At 67.4% G+C, this 21,974-nt stretch carries 23 protein-coding genes; 11 read left to right on the forward strand and 12 right to left on the reverse strand.

The window, feature by feature from the left end:
* Positions 1-56 precede the first annotated feature (56 nt).
* The 4 genes from AC07TU_RS00600 to rph form a co-directional block, all read right to left on the reverse strand.
* Positions 57-1,148 (reverse strand): inositol-3-phosphate synthase, encoded by a 1,092-nt coding sequence (locus tag AC07TU_RS00600; protein WP_495185977.1) that lies wholly within the window; start codon positions 1,146-1,148, stop codon positions 57-59.
* Between the two features lie 5 nt (positions 1,149-1,153).
* Entirely contained in the window at positions 1,154-2,008 is an 855-nt protein-coding gene (locus AC07TU_RS00605) for a CDP-alcohol phosphatidyltransferase family protein (RefSeq protein WP_495185978.1), read from the reverse strand.
* A gap of 123 nt (positions 2,009-2,131) precedes the next feature.
* Positions 2,132-2,773, reverse strand: coding sequence for an RdgB/HAM1 family non-canonical purine NTP pyrophosphatase (gene rdgB / locus AC07TU_RS00610; RefSeq protein ID WP_495185979.1), 642 nt, complete (start codon positions 2,771-2,773; stop codon positions 2,132-2,134).
* On the reverse strand, positions 2,770-3,486 hold the full coding sequence (gene rph / locus AC07TU_RS00615) for a ribonuclease PH (protein ID WP_495185980.1): 717 nt from the start codon (positions 3,484-3,486) through the stop codon (positions 2,770-2,772). Before rph ends, rdgB begins: the two co-directional genes overlap by 4 nt.
* 254 nt (positions 3,487-3,740) lie before the next feature.
* On the opposite strand from rph, the gene AC07TU_RS00620 reads away from it, so the two are divergent.
* The 7 genes from AC07TU_RS00620 to AC07TU_RS00650 all read left to right on the forward strand — a co-directional run bounded on the left by AC07TU_RS00620 (position 3,741) and on the right by AC07TU_RS00650 (position 9,758).
* A complete protein-coding gene (locus AC07TU_RS00620; RefSeq protein WP_495185981.1) occupies positions 3,741-4,160 on the forward strand; it encodes a DUF6438 domain-containing protein in 420 nt (139 codons plus the stop codon).
* A gap of 46 nt (positions 4,161-4,206) precedes the next feature.
* The gene (gene hrcA, locus AC07TU_RS00625; RefSeq protein ID WP_495185982.1) at positions 4,207-5,250 is read left to right on the forward strand and encodes a heat-inducible transcriptional repressor HrcA; all 1,044 of its coding nucleotides are present in this window, start codon (positions 4,207-4,209) and stop codon (positions 5,248-5,250) included.
* A gap of 22 nt (positions 5,251-5,272) precedes the next feature.
* Entirely contained in the window at positions 5,273-5,821 is a 549-nt protein-coding gene (gene grpE, locus AC07TU_RS00630; RefSeq protein ID WP_495185983.1) for a nucleotide exchange factor GrpE, read from the forward strand.
* A 57-nt stretch (positions 5,822-5,878) separates the two neighbouring features.
* A complete protein-coding gene (locus tag AC07TU_RS00635; RefSeq protein ID WP_495185984.1) occupies positions 5,879-8,620 on the forward strand; it encodes a [protein-PII] uridylyltransferase in 2,742 nt (913 codons plus the stop codon).
* Positions 8,621-8,687: 67 nt separating this feature from the next.
* On the forward strand, positions 8,688-9,059 hold the full coding sequence (locus AC07TU_RS00640) for a hypothetical protein (protein WP_495185985.1): 372 nt from the start codon (positions 8,688-8,690) through the stop codon (positions 9,057-9,059).
* A 136-nt stretch (positions 9,060-9,195) separates the two neighbouring features.
* Entirely contained in the window at positions 9,196-9,576 is a 381-nt protein-coding gene (locus tag AC07TU_RS00645) for a VOC family protein (RefSeq protein WP_495185986.1), read from the forward strand.
* Positions 9,573-9,758, forward strand: a complete 186-nt coding sequence (locus AC07TU_RS00650; RefSeq protein WP_495185987.1) for a hypothetical protein — start codon at positions 9,573-9,575, stop codon at positions 9,756-9,758. The genes AC07TU_RS00645 and AC07TU_RS00650 overlap by 4 nt, the downstream gene beginning before the upstream one ends.
* 16 nt (positions 9,759-9,774) lie before the next feature.
* Here AC07TU_RS00650 and infC read toward each other — a convergent pair whose 3' ends face one another.
* The 5 genes from infC to thrS all read right to left on the reverse strand — a co-directional run bounded on the left by infC (position 9,775) and on the right by thrS (position 14,776).
* Entirely contained in the window at positions 9,775-10,308 is a 534-nt protein-coding gene (gene infC / locus AC07TU_RS00655) for a translation initiation factor IF-3 (RefSeq protein ID WP_066571643.1), read from the reverse strand.
* A gap of 195 nt (positions 10,309-10,503) precedes the next feature.
* A complete protein-coding gene (locus AC07TU_RS00660; protein WP_495185988.1) occupies positions 10,504-11,649 on the reverse strand; it encodes a hypothetical protein in 1,146 nt (381 codons plus the stop codon).
* 51 nt (positions 11,650-11,700) lie between these two features.
* Positions 11,701-12,348: a helix-turn-helix domain-containing protein gene (locus AC07TU_RS00665; RefSeq protein ID WP_495185989.1), complete on the reverse strand. Its 648-nt coding sequence runs from the start codon at positions 12,346-12,348 to the stop codon at positions 11,701-11,703.
* The gene (locus AC07TU_RS00670) at positions 12,345-12,788 is read right to left on the reverse strand and encodes an acetyltransferase (RefSeq protein ID WP_495185990.1); all 444 of its coding nucleotides are present in this window, start codon (positions 12,786-12,788) and stop codon (positions 12,345-12,347) included. Before AC07TU_RS00670 ends, AC07TU_RS00665 begins: the two co-directional genes overlap by 4 nt.
* Positions 12,785-14,776: a threonine--tRNA ligase gene (gene thrS, locus AC07TU_RS00675; RefSeq protein WP_495186870.1), complete on the reverse strand. Its 1,992-nt coding sequence runs from the start codon at positions 14,774-14,776 to the stop codon at positions 12,785-12,787. Before thrS ends, AC07TU_RS00670 begins: the two co-directional genes overlap by 4 nt.
* Before the next feature lie 284 nt (positions 14,777-15,060).
* On the opposite strand from thrS, the gene recF reads away from it, so the two are divergent.
* Positions 15,061-16,122, forward strand: coding sequence for a DNA replication/repair protein RecF (gene recF / locus AC07TU_RS00680; RefSeq protein WP_495185991.1), 1,062 nt, complete (start codon positions 15,061-15,063; stop codon positions 16,120-16,122).
* A 47-nt stretch (positions 16,123-16,169) separates the two neighbouring features.
* Positions 16,170-17,219, forward strand: coding sequence for a DUF5700 domain-containing putative Zn-dependent protease (locus AC07TU_RS00685; protein ID WP_495185992.1), 1,050 nt, complete (start codon positions 16,170-16,172; stop codon positions 17,217-17,219).
* Here the strand turns inward: AC07TU_RS00685 and AC07TU_RS00690 are convergent.
* Positions 17,216-17,353 carry a hypothetical protein gene (locus AC07TU_RS00690; RefSeq protein WP_495185993.1) on the reverse strand — a complete coding sequence of 46 codons (138 nt, stop codon included), beginning with the start codon at positions 17,351-17,353 and terminating at the stop codon, positions 17,216-17,218. The genes AC07TU_RS00685 and AC07TU_RS00690 overlap by 4 nt on opposite strands.
* Before the next feature lie 2 nt (positions 17,354-17,355).
* Entirely contained in the window at positions 17,356-17,508 is a 153-nt protein-coding gene (locus AC07TU_RS00695; RefSeq protein WP_495185994.1) for a hypothetical protein, read from the reverse strand.
* A 140-nt stretch (positions 17,509-17,648) separates the two neighbouring features.
* Between AC07TU_RS00695 and gyrB the strand changes: the two genes are divergently transcribed.
* Positions 17,649-20,201: a DNA topoisomerase (ATP-hydrolyzing) subunit B gene (gyrB, locus tag AC07TU_RS00700; protein WP_495185995.1), complete on the forward strand. Its 2,553-nt coding sequence runs from the start codon at positions 17,649-17,651 to the stop codon at positions 20,199-20,201.
* Here the strand turns inward: gyrB and AC07TU_RS00705 are convergent, their stop codons facing one another.
* Positions 20,202-21,335, reverse strand: coding sequence for an acyltransferase family protein (locus tag AC07TU_RS00705; protein ID WP_495185996.1), 1,134 nt, complete (start codon positions 21,333-21,335; stop codon positions 20,202-20,204).
* Positions 21,336-21,489: 154 nt separating this feature from the next.
* Between AC07TU_RS00705 and AC07TU_RS00710 the strand changes: the two genes are divergently transcribed.
* The gene (locus AC07TU_RS00710; RefSeq protein ID WP_495185997.1) at positions 21,490-21,867 is read left to right on the forward strand and encodes a septal ring lytic transglycosylase RlpA family protein; all 378 of its coding nucleotides are present in this window, start codon (positions 21,490-21,492) and stop codon (positions 21,865-21,867) included.
* The last annotated feature ends 107 nt before the right edge of the window (positions 21,868-21,974 follow it).

The raw sequence follows: 21,974 nt of genomic DNA on the forward strand, positions 1-21,974 counted from the left end.
TGCGATGCCGGCCCGCCTCCTCTTGCGAGGAAACGAGCCGGTACCGTCTTCAATGTTTACGCGGCTGCGATGAACTTCTCGACTTCGAGCTGGGCGATGTCGTCGGTCATCTGCGTGCGCGGGTGCTTGCAGAAATAGGCCGATGCGGCGTCGATCGGACCGGCCAGACCGCGGTCCTTGGCAAGCTTGGCGCAGCGGATCATGTCGATCGCGACGCCCGCCGAGTTGGGGCTGTCCTCGACCGACAGGCGCAGCTCGAGGTTCATCGGCACGCCGCCGAACATCGCGCCTTCCATGCGCAGGAAGCAGACCTTGTTGTCATTCTGCCACGGCACATAGTCCGACGGACCGATATGGACATTCTCGTCCTCGAGCCGCTCGGCCGCGACCGACTGGACCGCCTCGGTCTTCGAGACCTTCTTCGAGGCCAGGCGGCGGTGGTTCGACATGTTGAGGAAGTCGGTGTTGCCGCCGGTGTTGAGCTGGTAGGTCCGCTCGAGCTTGACGCCGCGCTTGGCGAACAGGTCGGTCAGCACGCGGTGGACGATCGTCGCACCAAGCTGCGCCTTGATGTCGTCGCCGATGATCGGCACGCCGGCATCGACGAAGCGCTGCGCCCATTCGGGGTTGCTGGCGATGAACACCGGGATGTTGTTGACGAAGGCGACGCCAGCTTCGAGCGCGCATTCGGCGTAGAATTCGCTGGCTTCCTGCGACCCGACGGGCAGGTAGTTCATCAGCACGTCGACCTTGGCCGAGCGCAGCGCCGCGACGACTTCGTCCTTGGTCGCCTCACGCTCCTTGGCGACGACGAAGGTACGGTCGTCGGCATAATCCTCCATGTGATCGGCGACGCCGTCGAGGATACGGCCCATCTGGACCTTGGTGCCGGTCGGCTCGATCGATTCGCAGAAGATCGCGGTGCAATTGGGCTTGGCGAAGATCGCGTCGGCGACATCGTGCCCGACCTTGCGCGCATCGACGTCCCACGCCGCGACGACGCGGATGTCGCTGGGGCGATAACCGCCAAGATCCCAGTGCATCAGGCCAACGGTGTCATTGGCGCCGTCACGATAATGCGACAGGCCCTGAACCAGAGAGCTGGCGCAGTTGCCGACGCCGACGATGGCGATGTTGATGCTCGACATTTACTTCACGTCCTTTGGGTGTGGGATGGGGTGGAAAGCAATTGACTTGCGGCACCGGCGAGCCGCGCTTCGACTGCACGGTGCCAGAACAGGCCGATGACGAGGATGGCGGTGAGCGGAATCAGCTCGAACCACCAGAAGAGGCGCGGATTGCCCGCGAGACAAGCGACGAAGATCGCGATGACGCGCATATTGGCGCTGAGCAGCCGCATCAGCCCCAGCGGGCCGGTCGCGGCTTCGCCATAGGCTGCGCCGAACGCCGCAGGATCGGGATGACGGCGCAGGCTGTCGTCAAAGGCGCGAGAGAAGCGATCGACCGCGTTGGCGACCGAATCATAGAGGCGCACCAGCGGGTTGCGGCTGGGCACGGGCGGGGTGCCCGCATCCCCCTTGCAACGGCGGTGGAACCGCGCGCGCTCGCCCTCGTAGAGGCTCGACTGCACGGCATGCGCGACGCCCGCGGAGATCGCCAGCGCCCAGCCCTCGACCGTGCCGATCGAGCTGGCGAGGACGACATAGATCAGGATGAAGACGCCGTGATCGCACAGTCCGTCGAGGAAGCGGCCGAGCGCGCTGGCCGTGCCGGTCGCACGCGCGATCATTCCGTCGAGCCCGTCGGCGATCAGCCATCCGGCGGAAAGCAGCAACCCGGCGATCGCCCAGCGCCAGTCGCTCCAGTTCGAATAGGCAAAGGCGGCGCCGATGCCGAGCGCGAGTCCCGCGACCGACACGGCGTTGGCCGAAATTCCGCGCGCGATGAACCACGGCAGCAGGCCGCGGCCTGCCGGGTGGATGATCCAGAGGTTCGTCGGATCCTCGATCCGGCGATCCCGCGACCGATCCGGCGGAGGAATTGTCATGGAGCTGTCACGTACAGCGCGAGGTGGTCACGCAGCAAGCGAATTGATGGAGATTGCATGGAGCATGCCGCGACGGACTCACCGTCCGCCGCGTGCAGGGCCGCTCATCCCCTTCAGAATGCCTCAGAACACCGCGGCGACGAGCTGGCGGAAGGCGTCGGCGCGATGGCTCATCGCGTGCTTCGCCTCGGGATCCATCTCGCCGAAAGTTTCCACATGGCCATCGGGCAGGAACATCGGATCATAGCCGAAGCCATTGGCGCCACGCGGCGGCCAGACCAAAGTGCCGTCGACGCGCCCTTCGAACCATTCGACATGACCGTCGGGCCAGGCGAGCGCCAGCGCGCAGACGAAATGCGCGTCGCGCGACGGGGCAGGCTCGCCCTCGACCGCGGTATCGGCGATGTTCCTCTCGACCAGCTCCATCGCGAGGCCGAAATCCTTGGACGGCCCGGCCCAGCGCGCCGAGAAGATGCCCGGCTCACCGCCGAGCGCATCGACGCACATCCCCGAATCGTCGGCGAGCGCGGGAAGGCCCGAAAGATCCGCCGCCTGCATCGCTTTGAGCTCGGCATTGGCGACGAAGGTGGTGCCGGTCTCGTCCGGCTCGGGCAGGCCGAGCGATCCGGCGCTGACCGGCTCGATGCCATAGGGGGCGAGCAGCGCGCGGATTTCGCGCACCTTGCCCTCATTATGGCTGGCGATGACGAGCTTGCCCGCGGCGAGCTTGCGGATCGCCTGCGGGTCCCTGCCCTCCCCGCTCACCGGCCGGCGGCCTTGAGCTGGGCGGCGAAGATGTCGTTGCAGCCGATGCGGGCGAGACGGAGCAGGCGGAGCAGCCCTTCCTCGTCATAGGTCGCGCCTTCCGCGGTCGCCTGCGCCTCGGCGATCTTGCCGTCGGCGAGCAGGACGAAATTGGCGTCGGCATCGGCGGCCGAGTCCTCGTCATAGTCGAGGTCGAGCACCGGATTGCCCTGATAGATGCCGCACGAGACGGCCGCGACCTGGGTGAGGATCGGATCCCTGGTCAGCGCACCCGAGGCGAGCAGCTTGTCGACCGCGATGCGCAGCGCGACCCACGCGCCCGAGATCGCCGCGGTGCGGGTGCCGCCATCGGCCTGAATCACGTCGCAGTCGAGGGTGATCTGGCGCTCGCCGAGCGCAGTGAGGTCGGTGACGGCGCGGAGCGAGCGGCCGATCAGCCGCTGGATTTCCTGGGTGCGGCCCGACTGCTTGCCCTTGGCGGCTTCGCGGTTGCCGCGGGTGTGGGTGGCGCGGGGGAGCATGCCATATTCGGCGGTGACCCAGCCCTGGCCCTTGCCGCGCAGGAAGGGCGGCACGCGCTCCTCGACGCTGGCGGTGACCAGCACCTTGGTGTTGCCGAAGGCGATCAGCACCGAACCCTCGGCATGAATGGTGAAATTGGGCTCGATCGAGATCGCGCGCATCTGATCGGGGGTGCGGCCGCTGGGGCGCATAACGGGAATCTCCTGTGGGTTTCTTGTCCCGGCACCTAAACGCCGGGAACCGAACGCGCCAGTCTCGGTTCGCGATCCGTGGAGGATCATCGATGAAGCGTATCGCGATTATACTGGCCGGATTGGGGACGAGCGCGTGCATTCCGCAGGTGACGCCGCCGGGAGGCGTGCCACGCCCGCCCGTCGCGCCGAGACCGCAAGCACCGCCTCCTCAGACCTACGCGCGCCCGGCCCCCACATCGCCGGTGCGCCCGGTGAGCGGCGAGGCCATCGAATATCAGACCGGCCCGTGCTTCGGCCGCTGCCCGGTCTATCGCTTTCAAGTCAGCCCCAACGGCATGGGCAATTTCACGGGTATCCGCTTCACCGCCGTGACCGGCCAGCGCAGTTTTCGCGTGACGCCCGAGCAAGCGGCAGCGCTGGCCCGGTCGCTCGCCCCCTATCGCCCCGCGACCGCACGGACGCGGCGCTATGCGCATGGCGAGCCGGGGTGCACCCAAGCCGCCACCGACATGCCGAGCGCCGAGATCCGCTGGCGCGGACGGCAGAGCACGACGACGCTCTATTTCGACTTTGGCTGCGACCGCGACGCCAACCACGCCATGGCCGCCGCAATCGGCAATGCGCCGGACCTGATCCCCGCACTCGGCCCGCTGATCGGGGCGCGGCCCTAGAGGCCCACCCTTGAGCCGCGGCGCGGGTGCGTTACATGACTGGATTGTGACCACCCCGCCGATCACCGAACTGACCGACCGCGCACGCGATATCTTTCGCGTGGTGGTCGAATCATATCTCGACGCGGGACAGCCGGTGGGGTCGCGGACCATCTCGCGCGTCGCCGGGCTCAACCTCTCCCCGGCGTCGATCCGCAACGTGATGCAGGATCTGGAAGAATTCGGGCTGCTCGCCGCGCCGCATACCAGCGCGGGGCGGATGCCGACCGAGCTGGGACTGCGGCTGTTCGTCGACGGGATGATGCGTGCGTCCGAACCCTCGGCCGAGGAGCGCGCCGCGATCGAAGCGCGCGCCGGCGGGGGCGGACCGGTCGAGGAGGCGCTGGCCAGCACCACCGCGGCGCTGTCCGGCCTGTCGGCCTGCGCCGGCATGGTGCTGGTGCCCAAGGCCGAGCGGGTGGTGCGCCAGTTCGGCTTCGTGCCGCTGGGCCAGGATCGCGCGCTCGCGGTGCTGGTGGGCGAGGACGGGTCGGTCGAGAACCGCGTGGTCGAGCTGCCGCCGGGGATGCCGGCAGGGGCGCTGGAGCAGGCGGCAAATTACCTGACCGCGACGCTGGGCGGACTGACGCTGAGCGAGGCGCGCGCACGGGTCGAGCGCGAGCTGCGCGCCGAGCGTGCGGCGCTGGACGATGCGGCGCGGGCGCTGGTCGAGCGTGGCCTCGCCGTCTGGTCGCAGGATGGCGGCGACCGGCCGGTGCTGATCGTGCGCGGCCAGGCGCGGCTGATCGACAGCGCCGCGGCCGACGATCTCGACCGGGTCAGCCAGCTGCTCGACGAGCTGGAGGGCAAGGAAGAGATCGCCCGCCTGCTCGACAGCGCGCGCGAGGGCGAGGCGACGCGCATCTTCATCGGGTCGGAGAACAAATTGTTCGCGCTGTCCGGCTCGTCGGTGATCGCCAAACCGGTGCGGTCGCTCGACGGACGCGTGGTCGGCGTGGTCGGTGTCATCGGACCGACACGGTTGAACTATGCCCGCGTCGTGCCCATGGTGGATTTCACCGCAGCGACCCTCGCCAGACTATTGGCCTGAAACACGAAGAAAAACAGGGACTATGACCGAAGAAAGCAAGACCGAAGCGACCGAGGACCTCCGTCAGGAGACCGCGGAGGGCGCCCCCGAAGTCGCCGAGCATGACCGCGTCGCCGAGCTGGAAGCCCAGCTTGCCGAAGCGCAGTCGGCGAGCCTCTATGCCCGCGCCGAGGCGCAGAACCTGCTGCGCCGCGCGCAGAAGGAGGCCGAGGACGCGCGCGCCTATGCCGCGACCAGCTTCGCCCGCGACATCCTGTCGGTCGCCGACAACCTCGCGCGTGCGCTCTCGGCGATTCCGGACGAGCTGCGCGGGGACGAGAAGCTCAAGGGCCTGGTCACCGGGCTCGAGGCGACCGGGCGCGAGCTCGACAGCGTGTTCGCGCGCCACGGCATCTCCAAGGTGTCGGCATTGGGCGAAGCGCTCGACCCCAATCGCCACCAGGCGATGATGGAAGTGCCGAGCGCCGACGCCGCACCGGGCACGATCGTCCAGGAAATCCAGACCGGCTACATGATCAAGGACCGCCTGCTGCGCCCGGCGCTGGTGGGCGTTGCGCGGAAGCCCGACTAACCCCCGTCCCTTCAAAGCTTTGTAGCGCGCGGGCGCGGCTTCCCCTATCTGGCAGCCATGTCCGCGCGCTTCGACTCCGTCCCCAACCGCCGCGCGATCGTCGATCGGCGGGCGCTGGCGGACGAATTGGCGGCGCTGAGCGCGCCCGACACGATGCGGCTGCGCCAGGCCGGGGCATTGCGGCTCAAGGCGGCGCTGGAAGCCGGACGCGCCGAGATCGCCCGGCGGCTGGAGGAACATCCCGCACGCGGCCATGAAAGCGCGGCGAGCGGCGCGTTCCTGATGGACCAGCTGCTGCGCGTGCTGTGGGACTTCACCCTCGCGCGGCTCTATCCCAACAGCAACCCGAGCGCGGCCGAGCGGATGGCGCTGGTCGCGGTCGGCGGCTATGGCCGCGGCGAGATGGCGCCGTTCAGCGACGTCGACATCGGCTTCATCACCCCGTGGAAACAGACCAGCTGGAGCGAGCAGGTGATCGAATCGATCCTCTACTCGCTGTGGGACATGGGGCTGAAGGTCGGGCACAGCTCGCGCTCGCTCGACGAGATGGTGCGCGAGGCCAAGGCGGACGTGACGATCCGCACCGCGTTGCTCGAGGGGCGCTATGTGTGGGGCGACACCGCGCTGTACGACGAGGCGGCGACACGCTTCCGCACGGAAGTGCAGAAGGACAGCGCGCGCGCCTTCATCGCGCAGAAGCTGGACGAGCGGAACGAGCGCCACCGCAAGATGGGCGACAGCCGCTATGTCGTCGAACCCAACGTCAAGGAGGGCAAGGGCGGGCTGCGCGACCTCCACACGCTCTTCTGGATCGGCAAATATACCTATGGCGTGGTCGAGCCGGCCGAGCTGGTCGGCGCGGGGCTGCTGACCAAGCTGGAATACCGCCAGTTCCGGCGCGCCGAGAACTTCCTGTGGGCAGTGCGCTGCCACCTTCACAACATCGCCGGGCGCGCCGAGGACCGGCTGACGTTCGACTTCCAGCGCGAAATCGCCGAGCGCATGCGCTACGCCGACCGGCCGGGCAAGTCGAAGGTCGAGCGCTTCATGCACTTCTACTTCCTGCAGGCGAAGATGGTCGGCGACCTGACCGGCGTCTTCCTCGCCCATCTCGACGAGAAGTTCGCCGCGCGCGGGAGCCGCTTCGGGCTGCCGCGGATCCGCCGGTCGCCGGCGAAGCTCAAGGGCTTCGTGCTCGACCGCGGGCGGCTGGCGCTGCCGCGCGATAGCTTCTTCGCCGAGGATCCGGTGCGGCTGCTCGAGGTGTTCCAGCTCGCCGACCTGCACACGCTGGAGGTGCATCCGCTGACGATGCGCGCCGCCGCGCGCGACGCCAAGCTGATCGACGACCGACGCAACGACCCGCGCGCCAACGCGCTGTTCATGGACGTGCTGACGTCGCCGCGCGACCCCGAAACGGTGCTGCGCTGGATGAACGAGGCAGGCGTCTTCGGGCGGTTCGTTCCGGACTTTGGCCGCGTCGTCGCGCAGATGCAGTTCGACATGTACCACCACTACACGGTGGACGAGCATTCGATCCGCGCGATCGGGCTGCTCAGCCAGATCGAGAAGGGCGACCTCAAGGAGGATCACCCGCTCGCCAGCGGGGTTCTCGACCAGATCGCGTCGCGCCGCGCGCTCTATGTGTCAGTGCTGCTGCACGATATCGCCAAGGGGCGCGGCGGCGACCATAGCGTGCTGGGCGCGGAAGTGGCGCAGCGGCTTTGCCCGCGGCTCGGGCTGACGCCCGCCGAGACCGAGACGGTCGCATGGCTGGTCCGCTGGCACCTGCTGATGTCCGCCACCGCGTTCAAGCGCGACCTGTCCGACTTCAAGACGATCCTCGATTTCGCCGAGGTGGTACAGTCGCCGCAACGGCTGATGATGCTGCTCGTCCTCACCATCGTCGATATCCGCGCGGTCGGCCCCGGCGTCTGGAACGGGTGGAAGCGCCAGCTGCTCACCAACCTCTTCGACAGCGCCGAGGAGGTGCTGCGGCTCGGCCACAAGCAGAAGGGCCGCGGCGAGCGGATCGCGGCGAAGCAGGAAGCCCTGTCGGCCGCGATCGGGCGCGACATGAGCGCGCTGATCAAACGGCTGCCCGATCCCTATTGGGTCGCCGAGCCCGAGGATGTGATCGAGCGTAACGTGCGCTTCATCGAGCGTTCGGGCGAGGCGCAGCTGTCGGTCGAGGCGACGGTCTATCCCGATCGCGGCGCGACGCTGGTGACGGTCTATGCCGCCGACCATGCCGGCCTGTTCTACCGCATCGCCGGCGCGATCCATGCCGCGGGCGGCAACATCATCGACGCGCGCATCCACACCACGCGCGACGGCATGGCGATCGACAACTTCCTGGTGCAGGATCCGCTCGGCCGCCCATTCGACGACCCCGGCCAGCTTGCCCGGATCGAGACCGGCATCGCCGAGGCGCTGGCCAATCGCGCCAAGCTGACCGAGCGGCTGGCGGCCAAGCCCCTGCCCCGCCCACGCGCCGACGCCTTCGCAATCGAGCCGGCGGTGCTGATCGACAACAAGGCGTCGAATCGCTTTACCGTGATCGAGGTGAATGCACGCGACCGGCCGGCGTTGCTCCACCACCTTGCCTATGCGCTGTTCCAGTCCAAGGTGACGATCCACTCCGCCCATGTCGCCACCTATGGCGAGCGCGCGGTCGATACCTTCTATGTAACCGACCTGACCGGCGACAAGATCAGCGCGGTGCTGCGGCTCAAGTCGCTCGAACGGCGAATGCTGGATGCCGCCACCGGGCTGGGAGAGTTCGCGACAGCCGCGTGAGCACGCCGTTGCAATTCCGCCACAAGTGAGTTAGCTTTGCAACACACTCACTTCCGGAATTTCCATCATGCAGACCCAGAGTCTCGATACAGCCGAAACCCCTGCCCGTTCGGGATGGCTGCGCGGCCTTCGCAAGCGTTGGGTCAGGTGGACGGCGGCACTGGCGGTCATGGGGTTCGGCGTCTTCATCACGCTGAGCATCTGGGCCGAGCCGGGCTCGCCGGTCGCCTTCCATGGCGGCATGCTGATGGCGAGCGGACGGCTCCAGCAGGTATTGAACGACCCGTCGGTCGCTGGTGGCGAATATGGTCCGACCGCCGGCAAGGATTTCACCGACAAGGCGGGGCGCAGCTGCCGCCCGTTCGCGCAAGGCGCGATCGATGGCACCGCATGCCGGATCGACGGCGAATGGCGGGTGATCGAGATGCGCCAGCGCTGACGCTGGGCTCGTACAGGCCGCCTGAAGAGCCAATCGAAGCCCACTTCCCTTCCCTCCGTCATCCCGGGAACCGTGCACGCCTAGCCGAGCCGGACTTTGCGCCCTAGGATCGCGCGACCGGCAAGGAGGTGGATCGATGGGCGTACTCGGCATGGGCGGGTTCTTCTTTCGCGCGAAGGACCCGGACGCACTCGTCGCATGGTATCGTGAGCATCTGAACATCGGCATGGGATGCAATGCCGAAGGGGAAGGCGATCCCGACGACTGGTACTGGCAGACTCAGGGCGGGCCGATGGTGTTCGCGCCGTTCAAGGCCGACACTGACTATTTCGCCGCGGACAAGCAGTTTCTGATCAATCTGCGCGTCAGCGATCTTGAGGGGATGCTCGAGCAGCTCAACGCTGCGGGGATCGCGATCATCACCAAGGATGAATGGGACACGCCGGAAACCGGCAAGTTCGCGCGCATCCACGACCCCGAAGGCAATGCGATCGAATTGTGGGAGCCGCCGGTATGAAGGCCGTCTGGATCGCGCTGCTCGCCGTCGGCGTCTCGCTGTTCACCACGTTCATCGCGATCTACGCCGCACAGGTGAAGAAGGCCCGCGACGGCGGTACGGACGCGCATAGCAGCGCCAGTGGCGACAGCTCGACCGCTTCGGATTGCGCTTCGGACGGGGGAGGCGGCGGCTGCGACTAGCGCAGCCGCCCGCGACTCACTTGGGCGAAAGCACCATGAGCATCTGACGGCCTTCCATGCGCGGATAGGACTCGACCTTCGCATCCTCGGCGCAATCATCCTGGACGCGCTTGAGCAGCGCCATGCCGAGCTGGCCGTGCGACAGCTCACGCCCGCGGAAGCGCAGGGTGATCTTCACCTTGTCGCCCTCACCGATGAACTTATGGACCGCCTTCATCTTGGTCTCATAGTCATGGTCGTCGATGTTCGGACGCATCTTGATCTCCTTGATCTCCTGCGTCTTCTGCGACTTGCGGGCGAGGTTCGCCTTTTTCTGCGCCTCGTACTTGTACTTGCCGACATCGAGGAACTTGGCGACGGGCGGATCAGCGTTGGGCGACACTTCGACCAGGTCGAGGCCCAGCTCCTGCGCCTGTTCCATCGCTTCACGCGTGTACATCACGCCCAGATTCTCACCCTCATGGTCGATCACGCGAACCTTGGGCGACTGGATGAATTCGTTGAAGCGCGGGCCGGTAGGCACCGGGGGCGCGAACCCGCGCCGGGACATGGGAGGACGTATAGGAACAGCTCCTGTTACAGTTATAGACCGGTAAGATAGCGCGCCGAGGCGCGACAGGGTAGCCCCGCCGCGCGCATTCAGGCGAAAAAGCCACAGGCTGTGGCGCGAACGCTACGCAATATGGGAGCCGAGGTCCGCTCAGGCAAGCGGAGAGCCTGTGTTTACCGCACCAGCCACAACAAACTAGCCAAGCGGCCAGAGCCGATCGACGGGCCGTTCGAGCACCTGTGCGGCGACGGGGTGAAGCACCCGCGGCGCGAGCCGGCCCGCTGCCACCGCCCGTGCCAGCCACTGCTCGATGTCGCCGCCATTCTCGACCCATTTGTCGGCGCGCAACAGGCCATAGAGACCCGCGGCGAGGATGTGCATGCCATCATCCGCCTTGCGCCAGCGATCGGCGGGATTGCGCGCGACGCCCAGCGCCTCGCTGATCGTCTGGTCGAGCGCCTGGCACAGATCCTCGTTCAGATAGCCTTCGAGCGTGGTGTAGCCCCAGCGCGGATCATGTTCGCGGACGATCCGCATCATCACCGCGTCCTTCTCCAGCACCGCAATCGCCGCCTTCGCCGCGGCGCCGTCCATCGGCACCGGTGGGTGCAGCATCTCGTGCGCGGCGATTCGGACGGTAAGCGCTACGTCATAGTCGGCCGACTGGAGGAAGGTCTGGCCCTGCACCTTGATGCCGTGCGGCTTGGAGAATTGCAGCAGCACGATCGAAATCTCGGGTTCGAAGGCGCGGCCGGTCAGCTTGCGCTGCCATTTGATCACATCGTAGTTTGCGAGGGCGCGGGCGATTTCCGCGGCGCGCGTCTCGATCCCCGTGGTGCGTTCTGCGCGGAAGGCGGCGAAGCCCGCATCGCGCATCGCCACGAACACTCCACGCAGGCGCGGCGCCTGGGCGGTGAGCCAGGCCCAGTCCTTGGCGTCCCAATAGGGGCTGGCCTGATAGGCGGGGCGTACGCGGCCCTCGAGATCATCGAAATTTGAGATCACGGCATCGAGGGTGGAGAGATCGGCGCCCGACAAAGCGGTGGAAAGATTGGGGCCGAGCAGGCCGTAATCCTTGCCCGCCTCCTTCCACAGTTTCGGGATATCGGCGCGAATCGCTTCGGGCAGCTTGGGCGCGAAGGCGGCGGCATCGGCGGCATAATAGGTCTGGTAAAGCGCCTCGCCCGAGAGCGGGCCGAGAAAGGCGAAGGCATCATGCCCTTCCGATGCACCGACCTTCCAGCGGGTGACGGGCGGTGCGGCCTGCGCTGCGGCGGGGAGGATGGCGCGGGCGGCGGCGAGCGAGCCCAGCGTGGCGGCGAGGAAGAGGCGGCGGTCCATGACTGTGCTATTAGACTAGAACACCGAGGTCGGGCTTGAACGGACTTTGCCCTAAACCCTGAGCTGCGAGGGCGTGAAGCCGGTCAGCGCCAGTGCGGCGCGCGCGAAATGCGCCTGATCGGCAAAACCGTGATCGGCTGCCAGATCGGCGAGCGTGCCGCGCCACCCCGCCAGCGCGCGCACGGCGGTGCGGGTGCGCAGTTCGAGCCGGAAGCGCTTGGGACTGACGCCATAGGCGCGCGCAAAGCCGCGGCTGACCGAGGCGGGGTCGAGCCCGGCATGATCGGCCCAGCCGGTGATCGACAGCGCCGGATCGCGGGCGAGTGCGGCGGCGAGCAGGTCGGGCCAGTCGTTCGGCCCGGCGAGCATCGGCGTCGCGGTATCGCGCACCAGCTCGGCGGCGGCATGCAGATCACGCTCGGCCAGCCGGACGACGGCGTCGGGATCGGCGACCCGGACCGCGCCTTCGGCAAGACCGGCGGGGAGAGGCAAATTCAGAACATGCGCGCCGGCCACACCAAAGCCGTCCTGATGCGCCGACCAGCCGTGATGGATCAGCGCCATTCCCGCCTCGGCCCGGATGCGGCCGCTCTCGCCCGCCTCCAGATAGCCGCCGTCGAGCACGACCGCGACATAGCCCGTATCATGCCGGTGCCGCGCCAGCGCCTCTCCGGGGGCATGGCGCGTCCGGCCTTTCACCCCGCGCGGCCGGGGTGACGGAAATGGATCAACGGATAGGGCCGGCCCTGCGGATCCTGCTCGGACCGGCCGGTACGGACGAAGCCGCGCGATTCGTAGAAGGGCACGGCATTGCTCGCCTGCTCGCTCGCGTCGACCAGTGCGTTGGGCGCGAGCGAGAGGGCATGGTCGATCAGCGCACTCCCGATTCCGCAGCCGTGCACCGCCGGATCGACGAACAGCGCGTCGATCATCTCGCCGTCCATGACGAGGAAGCCCTGCGGACGGTCCGCATCGTCGACCGCAAGCCACAATGGCACATTGGGCAGGAACTGCTCCGCCACCATCGCGTCGATCTCGGCGCGATCCCCGGCGCTGAGGAACCCATGCGTCGCGTCGACCGCGGCGCGCCAGATCTCCAGCGCGCGCGGCACGTCCGCAGCGGTTCCGGCGCGAATCATCCCAGGAGGTCCGGGGGCGTCGCCTCGCCCTTGAGCCAGGCGATCGCCTCGGCGAGCGGGATCACGCGCTGGCCCTCGACGCCCAGCGTGCGGATGGCGACGGTGCCTTCCTCTGCCTCACGCTTGCCGACCACCAGCAAATGCGGGACCTTGGCGAGGCTGTGCTCGCGCACCTTGTAGTTGATCTTCTCGTTGCGCAGATCGCTGTCGGCACGGATGCCCGCGGCCTTGAGCTGGGCGACGGCGTCCTTCGCATAATCGTCGGCGTCGGAGACGATCGTCGCGACCACCGCCTGGGTCGGCGCGAGCCACGCCGGCAGCCGGCCGGCGAAATGCTCGATCAGGATGCCGATGAAACGCTCATACGAACCGAAGATCGCGCGGTGGAGCATGACCGGGCGATGACGCTCGCCATCCTCGGCGACATAGGTCGCGTCGAGGCGCTCGGGCAGCACGCGGTCCGACTGGATCGTGCCGACCTGCCAGGTCCGGCCGATCGCGTCGGTGAGGTGCCACTCGAGCTTGGGCGCGTAGAAGGCGCCCTCGCCCGGCAGTTCCTCCCAGCCATATTCCGCGGTCGCGAGACCGGCCTTCTCGACCGCATCGCGCAACTCGGCCTCGGCCTGGTCCCACATCTCCTCGGTCCCGAAGCGCTTTTCGGGGCGCAACGCGAGCTTGATCGAGTAGGTGAAGCCGAAATCCTTGTAGACGCGATCGGCGAGCGCGCAGAACGCCTTCACCTCGTCGACGATCTGGTCTTCGCGGCAGAAGATGTGCGCGTCGTCCTGGGTGAACTGACGCACGCGCATCAGGCCGTGGAGCGCGCCGTGCGGCTCGTTGCGGTGGCAGCAGCCATTCTCGTAGAAGCGCAGCGGCAGGTCGCGGTACGACTTGATCCCCTGCTTGAAGATCAGGATGTGCGCCGGGCAGTTCATCGGCTTCAATGCCATCCAGTCGGCGTCGTTCGAGACGATCGGGCCGTCATCGTCGACGTTCGGCACCTCGTCGGGGATCACGAACATGTTCTCGCGATACTTGCCCCAGTGCCCCGACGCCTCCCACTGGCGCGCGTCCATCACCTGCGGCGTCTTGACTTCGCGGTAGCCGGCGCCGTCGATCGCGCGGCGCATATAGGCCTCCAGCTCGCGCCAGATCATATAGCCCTTGGGGTGCCAGAAGACGCTGCCATGCGCTTCCTGCTGGAGGTGGAACAGGTCCATCTCCTGTCCCAGTTTGCGGTGGTCGCGCTTGGCCGCTTCCTCGAGCTTGTGGAGGTGCGCGTCGAGCTGCTTCTTGTTGAGCCAGCCGGTGCCGTAGATGCGCGTGAGCTGCGCATTCTTCTGGTCGCCGCGCCAATAGGCGCCCGCGACGCGCATCAGCTTGAACGCCTGCGGATCGAGCTTGCCGGTCGAGGCGAGGTGCGGGCCGCGGCACATGTCGAGCCAGTCGTCGCCCGACCAATAGACGGTCAGTTCCTCGCCCTCGGGCAGCTCCTTCGCCCATTCGGCCTTGAAGCTCTCGCCCTCGGCCGTCCAGCGGTCGATCAGCGCCTGGCGGCTCCACACTTCGCGGCGGAGCGGTTTGTCGGCGCGGATGATCTCGCGCATCTTCTCCTCGATCGCCGGAAGATCGTCCATCGAGAAGGGATCGCGCGAGGCCGGGGCCATCACGTCGTAATAGAAGCCGTCGTCGGTCGCCGGGCCGAAGGTGATCTGCGTGCCGGGGAACAGCGCCTGCACCGCTTCGGCCAGCACGTGCGCGAAATCGTGGCGCGCGAGTTCGAGCGCGTCCGCCTCGTCGCGCGAGGTGACCAGCGCGAGCTGCACATCCTGTTCGAGCGGGCGCCCGATATCGCGCAGTTCGCCATCGACGCGCGCGGCGATCGCCGCCTTGGCGAGGCCGGGGCCGATCGCGGCGGCAATGTCTGCGGGGGTGGTGCCGGGCGCGACTTCGCGGACCGAACCATCGGGAAGCGTGACGGAGATCATGTTCATTTCGGCAATCCTGTTTGGTGCGCCTTACACAGCGGACGGCGCCGGGAAAAGCTGGCGCGGAAAAGTCCGGAGCGGAAACAGGTGCCGTGCGCCCTCACCCGTCACCGGGAGAGAGTCCGCCGCGGCTAGCTGCGCGTGCGGCCCACCCGGTCGCCCCGGGTGGTGGTAGTGAGAAAGACGCGCGCTCGATTCGGCATGATGGGAGAGATAGCGCGCAATCACTGCCGATCAATGGCGGTCGCTTCCGCTCGTGCTCTCGCATCGCTACAGGCGGGCAAATGGCCCTTGCCCGCCTTGTCCTGACCGATTTCCGTAATCACGCCGCGGCGGCGCTGACGCCCGGCACGGGGTTCGTGGTGCTGACCGGCGACAATGGCGCGGGCAAGACCAATGTGCTGGAGGCGGTATCGCTGCTCGCGCCGGGGCGCGGGCTGCGCCGGGCGCCCCTGCCCGAGATCGCCCGACAGGGCGGCAGCGGCGGTTTCGCGGTCGCGGCCACCCTGGCGGAAAGCGTCGAGATCGGCACCGGCACGCAGGCCCCTGCCCCCGAACGCCGGGTGGTCCGCGTCAACGGCGCGGCGGCGGCGGCCACCAGCCTCTCCGAATGGCTGACGGTGCTGTGGCTGACCCCGGCGATGGACCGGCTGTTCGTCGAGCCGGCGAGCGAGCGGCGGCGCTTCCTCGACCGGCTGACGCTGGCGCTCGCGCCCGGCCATGCCCATCACACCGCGCGCTACGAGGCGGCGATGCGCGAGCGCAACCGGCTGCTGGCGGCGGATGAACCCGCCGACCCCGACTGGCTGACCGCGCTGGAGGCCCGAATGGCCGAACATGGCGCGGCGATCGACGGTGCGCGGCGGGGTGCGGTCAAAGCGCTGGCGGCGCGACTGGCGGACCAGCCCGAAGGCGTGTTCGCACGGGCCGGGCTGACGCTTGAGGGCGAGGCGGTGGCCGATCTGGCGCAGGCGCTGCGGGCAGGCCGTGCACGCGATACCGCGGCGGGACGCACCCTCACAGGGCCGCACCGGCAGGACCTGTCCGTGACCCATCTGGGCAAGGATCAGGCGGCGCAGCTCTGTTCGACCGGCGAGCAGAAGGCGCTGCTGCTCGGCATCGTGCTCGCCCATGCAGAGCTGGTCGCCGACCGCACCGGCCGCGCGCCGATCCTGCTGCTCGACGAGGTCGCCGCGCATCTCGATCCGAGCCGCAGGCGCGCACTGTTCGAGCGGCTGGCGGGGCACGGACAGGTGTGGATGACCGGGACCGAGCCCGAGCTATTCGACGGGATAGGCGACGCCGCGCGCTATGCGGTGCGCGACGGAGCGATTGCCCCTGCCTGACCGCCGCACGGCTTTACGATTACACATGTAGTCACTACAGTCTGCGGATGGCCAGAGCCGCTTCCCCATGGCTGTCATTGGCGCTGCTCACCGCGACCGTCAGCGATGGGGCCGCACAAGCCCCCGCGCGGGTGCAGGTGTCGCTGGACATGGATGAGGCCAGGGCGGCCGTCGCGCTGATCGAGGCACTCGCCGCCGGCCGTACGCCGGACGAGGCTGAATGGCAGGCGCTGTTTGCGAGCCGCGGATATCGGCGTCTCAAGGAACGCGAGGCGGCGATGAAGCGCGACTTCACCGATGCCGAGTTCCGTGCCTTCCTGACCGCGCCCGAGACAGTCGCGCGCGCCGCACCGCTGCGCATGGCGCTCGACCGCTGGCAGGCCGATCCGAGCGGCGCGGCCGCCGCCAGGGCGCTGGCCTATCTTCCGCCCGGAACGACGTTGCGCGCGACGATCTTTCCGATGGTGAAGCCGAAACCGAACGAGTTCGTCTTCGACCTTTCGGGCGATCCGGCGATCTTCCTGATGCTCAATCCCGCCGTGCGGCCGGAGAAGGCCGCCAACACGCTCGCGCATGAGCTTCATCATATCGGCATGGGCGCCGCCTGCAGCGCAAAGCCGCAGGGAACCGAGCCGAGACGCGCATCGCTGATCGGCTGGCTCAGCGCCTATGGCGAGGGACTCGCGATGCTCGCCGCAGCGGGCGGGCCGGCGATCCATCCGCATACCGAGAGCGACGCGGCCGAACGCGCCGAATGGGACCGCAACGCCGCCAGGTTCGCGGCAGAGATGACCGAACAGGATGCGTGGTTCCGGTCGATCCTCGCCGGGACTGCGGGCGACGAGGCCGCGATCACCGCGAAGATGCGCGGCTATTTCGGCACGCAGGGGCCCTGGTACACCGTCGGCTGGCGCATGGCCCGGACCATCGAGATCAACCTTGGCCGCGCGCGAACGATCGACGCCTTCTGCCGTCCGGCAACGCTGCTCGCCACCTATAATCAGGCGGCAGCACTGCAGGAGAAACGCGGCGGAATCCGCCTGCCACGCTGGGACGCTGCGCTCGCCGCGACGCTGGCCGGGCCGCCCCCGCGCTAGAGATTGCGCTTGCGCCGGAGCGCACCGCGATGCGCGAGCTGGCCACGCCGCTCCAGCAGCGCCACTCGGCCGGTATAGCCGACCGCGACGATCATGAAGGCAATCGTGACGGCGAAGACGAGGAGCGCGTCCATGATCACGCGCTCCACATCGCATGAAGGGCGGCGATCAGGGTGATGCCGGTGACCATGCCGAGGATGAGCTCAAGCGGCTTGCAGGCGCCGAGCCAGTCGGTGGTCGCTTCCCATCGGGTGCGGTGGGCGCGGACCAGTCTTCGATGACGTTCCATGCTGCAGCAGATGGCGGAAACCCGCGTAAAATTGCCACGGCGAACCCGTCCCGCCGCCATTAAGTTTCCATAGCCATGCGGATGCCACGGAGTGACCCATTTTGCTTCCGTTTCGTGACTCGCGACCCTATATGCTCGGCATGGAATCGAACGATCAGAACACCCCCGAAAACACCCCCAACGCGAACAGCTACGGCGCCGACAGCATCAAGGTCCTCAAAGGCCTCGACGCGGTACGCAAGCGCCCCGGCATGTATATCGGCGACACCGACGACGGTTCGGGCCTGCACCACATGGTGTTCGAGGTTTCGGACAATGCGATCGACGAGGCGCTGGCCGGTCATTGCGACAAGATCATCATCCAGCTGAACGCCGACGGATCGGTGAGCGTCGAGGATAACGGCCGCGGCATCCCGACCGGGATTCACGCCGAGGAAGGCGTGTCGGCGGCCGAGGTCATCATGACCCAGCTCCATGCGGGCGGTAAGTTCGAGAACACCAGCGACGACAATGCCTACAAGGTCTCCGGCGGCCTGCACGGCGTGGGCGTGTCGGTGGTCAACGCGCTGTCCGAATGGCTCGACCTCAACATCTGGCGCGACGGCGAGGAGCATTGGATGCGCTTCGCCTATGGCGACGCGACCGCACCGCTCAAGGTGATCGGCAAGGCGCCCGTCAACCCGGACGGAAGCACCAAGAAGGGCACGCGCGTGACCTTCCTCGCCTCGACCGAAAAGGTCCCGGGCGACGGCGGTACGTTCAAGAACCAGATCGAGTTCGACTTCGAGAAGCTCGAGCATCGCTATCGCGAGCTGGCGTTCCTGAACTCGGGCGTGCGCCTGTTCCTGCGCGACGCACGGCACGAGGAGGTCAAGGAAGTCGAGCTGTTCTACGAGGGCGGCATCGCCGCGTTCGTGAAGTGGCTCGACCGCAACAAGTCGCCGCTGTTCCCCGATCCGATCTCGGTCAACGGGCAGCGTGACGATATCGGGATCGATGTCGCGCTGGAGTGGAACGATTCCTATTACGAGAACGTCCTCTGTTTCACCAACAACATCCCGCAGCGTGACGGCGGCACGCATCTGGCGGCGTTCCGCGCGGCGCTGACGCGCACGATCAACAATTATGCCGACAAGTCGGGCCTCCTCAAAAAGGAGAAGGTGACCCTCACCGGCGACGACATGCGCGAGGGGCTCACCGCGATCGTTTCGGTCAAGCTGCCTGACCCGAAGTTCAGCTCGCAGACCAAGGACAAGCTGGTCAGCTCCGAAGTCCGCCAGCCGCTCGAAGCGCTGATGGCCGACAAGATGTCCGACTGGCTGGAAGAAAACCCCGCGCTGGCTCGTGCGATCATCCAGAAGGTGATCGACGCCGCCGCCGCGCGCGAGGCCGCGAAGAAGGCACGCGAGCTGACCCGGCGCAAGGGCGTGATGGACATCGCGTCGCTGCCCGGCAAGCTCGCCGACTGCCAGGAGCGCGATCCCGCCAAGTCCGAACTCTTCCTGGTCGAGGGTGACTCGGCAGGCGGGTCGGCCAAGCAGGGCCGCGACCGGCATTTCCAGGCGATCCTTCCGCTGCGCGGCAAGATCCTGAACGTCGAGCGTGCGCGCTTCGACCGGATGCTGGGATCGAAGGAAATCGGCACGCTCATCCAGGCGATGGGCACCGGCATCGGCCGCGACGACTTCAACCTCGAAAAGCTGCGCTACCACAAGATCGTCATCATGACCGACGCCGACGTGGACGGCGCGCATATCCGCACGCTGCTGCTCACCTTCTTCTACCGCCAGATGCCCGAGATCATCGAGGCGGGGCACCTCTACATCGCCCAGCCGCCGCTCTACAAAGCGAGCAAGGGGCGGTCGGAAGTGTATCTGAAGGACGATGCCGCGCTCGACGACTATCTGGTCGAGGGCGGTGTGAGCGGCAACCGGCTGGAGACCAATGAGGGACCGCGCTTCGGCGAGGACCTCGCCAAGCTGGTCGAGCATGCCCGCCGCATGAAGACGCTGATGCGCTATGTGCCGCGCCGCTACGATCCCTCGATCATCGAGGCGCTGGCGCTGGGCCGCACGCTCGATCCCGAAGCAACGCGCGAGCAGCGCGCCGAACGGCTCGCGGCGGTGACCAAGCGGCTCGACCTCACCGACGAGGATGCGCGCTGGTCGGCGCGCGTCACCGAGGAAGGCGGCTTCCATTTCGAGCGGCTGTGGCGCGGCGTGACCGATCATCACATCATCGAGGCGGCGTTCCTGACCTCCGCCGAAGGGCGCAAGCTCCACGCGCTCGCCGCCGAGCAGGCCGATAGCTATGCGGCGGTGTCGAAGCTGGTGTCGGTCAAGACCGCGCAAGCCGAGGATGTCACCCCTGCCGCTGAGGGCGAGGACGAGGAGCCCGTGGTCGCGGCCAAGGGCGAAACCCTGGTCGCGCGCCCGAGCGAGCTGCTCGACGCGATCCTCGCCTCGGGCCGCAAGGGCCTGTCGATCCAGCGCTACAAGGGGCTGGGCGAAATGAACGCCGAGCAGCTGTGGGAAACCACGCTCGATCCGCAGAACCGTTCGATGCTGGTGGTCGAGGTCGATCAGGCCGATGTGGCCGACGAGATCTTCACCCGCCTGATGGGCGATGTGGTCGAGCCGCGCCGCGAGTTCATCCAGGAGAATGCGCTGAGCGTCGCCAATCTCGACGTCTGATCAGGTGGCGGGGCGCCTGCGTCCCGCCAGCCATTTGCGCACGCGCCCGGTATTGGCCTCGGTGAGCATCGAGAAGCCATAGGCGAAGAACAAAGCGGCGAGGAAACCGAGGCAGACGAAGAGCAGCGACGTCATCGTCGGCTCAGCCCGCGCAGGGCCGACCTCGATCCCGGCGATCATCGCGAGAACCGGGAAATGGGTGACGTAGAGCGAAAAGCTCGCGCGGCTGCCGAAATGGGCTGCCCCGTTCAGGAAACGCGGGAAGCGCGGGCGCATCGCCAGCAGCGCGGCAACGAAGGCGGCGAAACTCAGCGCGACCGGAAACTCCCAGCCCAACAGGGGTGCAAGACGCGCCCAGGCGAGCACCGCCAGGGTCAAGGCCCCCGTGACGGCGAGCGTGAGGGGGTGGCGCAGCAGCGATTGCGCAACCTGCCTTCGCTCGATCACCCGCACCAGCACGCCGAGCAGCCAGCAGACGAACCCGAGCAGCATCGCAGGATACCAGAAGAAGATCGCCATGGTGACCAGCACCGGGGCCGGCCGGCGGGTGCGCCAGAGCAGGATCAGCGCCGGATACCAGAGGTAGAACCACCATTCCCAGGCGAGGCTCCAGAGCGGCCCGTTGGTGCCCAGCGGGTGGACGATGGTATCCTGAAGGAAGAAGAGGTTGCCGGTCCATACCGGCCAGTCGAGGTTCGCCGCGACGTCGGTGCGCAGGACATAGGTGTTCGTCAGGCCGAGATGAGTCGGCGTCCGCAGCCAGAAGGTTCCGATCAGATCAAGACTGCCGCCGATCAGCAATGCCGGGATCAGGACGATCCAGACGCGGGTCAGGCGGCCAGTAAGATAGCCCTTCCAGCTCCAGCCCTGTTCGAGCCGCTGCTCGACCGATCGCGCGATCCAGTAACCGGAGAGGACGAAGAACAGGATGACCGCCGCGTGCGAGAAACCGGCGACGAAATAGCCGATCTTCGCCCAGAGCGGGGCATCGCCATGATAATCGGCGATGGTGAGATGCCATGCATGCGCGAACGCAACGATCGCGGCGAGCACGAATCGGGCGGCATCCATATAGGAATAGACCGCGTTGCGCTCGCCACCGGTTTCGGCAACGGATATCGTCTTAGCCCCCATGGTTACGGATACGCATTAGTCGCAGCCGGCCCTTGCGTCACCATCCCGTGACATTTCGTCGCAGATGGTCGCGGATTCGGGGCAACGCAACGCTGCGCGGATTGCCGTCCGGGATTGTTGTTGTTTCACCCGTGCCCGCAAAAGGGGACGGGACATGCGGGGTTTGTTGATCGGCGCACTGGCGCTTGCGCTGGCGGTTCCGGCCGCGGCGGCGGACGGTGAGGTAGAAGCCGGCACCGATCTCGGCAGCGGGATGGCGAGCTATTTCAGCCGCGAGATGGCGGGCAACCGCACCGCCAGTGGCGAGCGTTGCGACCCCGACACGCTGACCGCCGCCCATCGCACCGCCCCCTTCGGCAGCCGCATTCGCGTCACCAGCCTTTCCACCGGCAAGAGCGTCGTCGTGCGGATCAACGACCGCGGACCGTTCAGCGGCGGCCGCGTCATCGACCTCTCCCACGCCGCCGCACGCGAGATCGGGATGCACCGCACCGGCACCGCCAGGGTCGCGCTCGCGCTGCTCGAGGACTAGCCACCCACACTGGCCCAGCACTGGCCCAGCGCCGTAGCGTCATTTCGGCCCTCGACGGCCAGCACAAATCCCGCCACCATCCCGCGCAAAACCAATCAGGGAGAAGA

It is taken from the genome of Sphingomonas sp. GW821-FHT03E12, assembly GCF_059420685.1.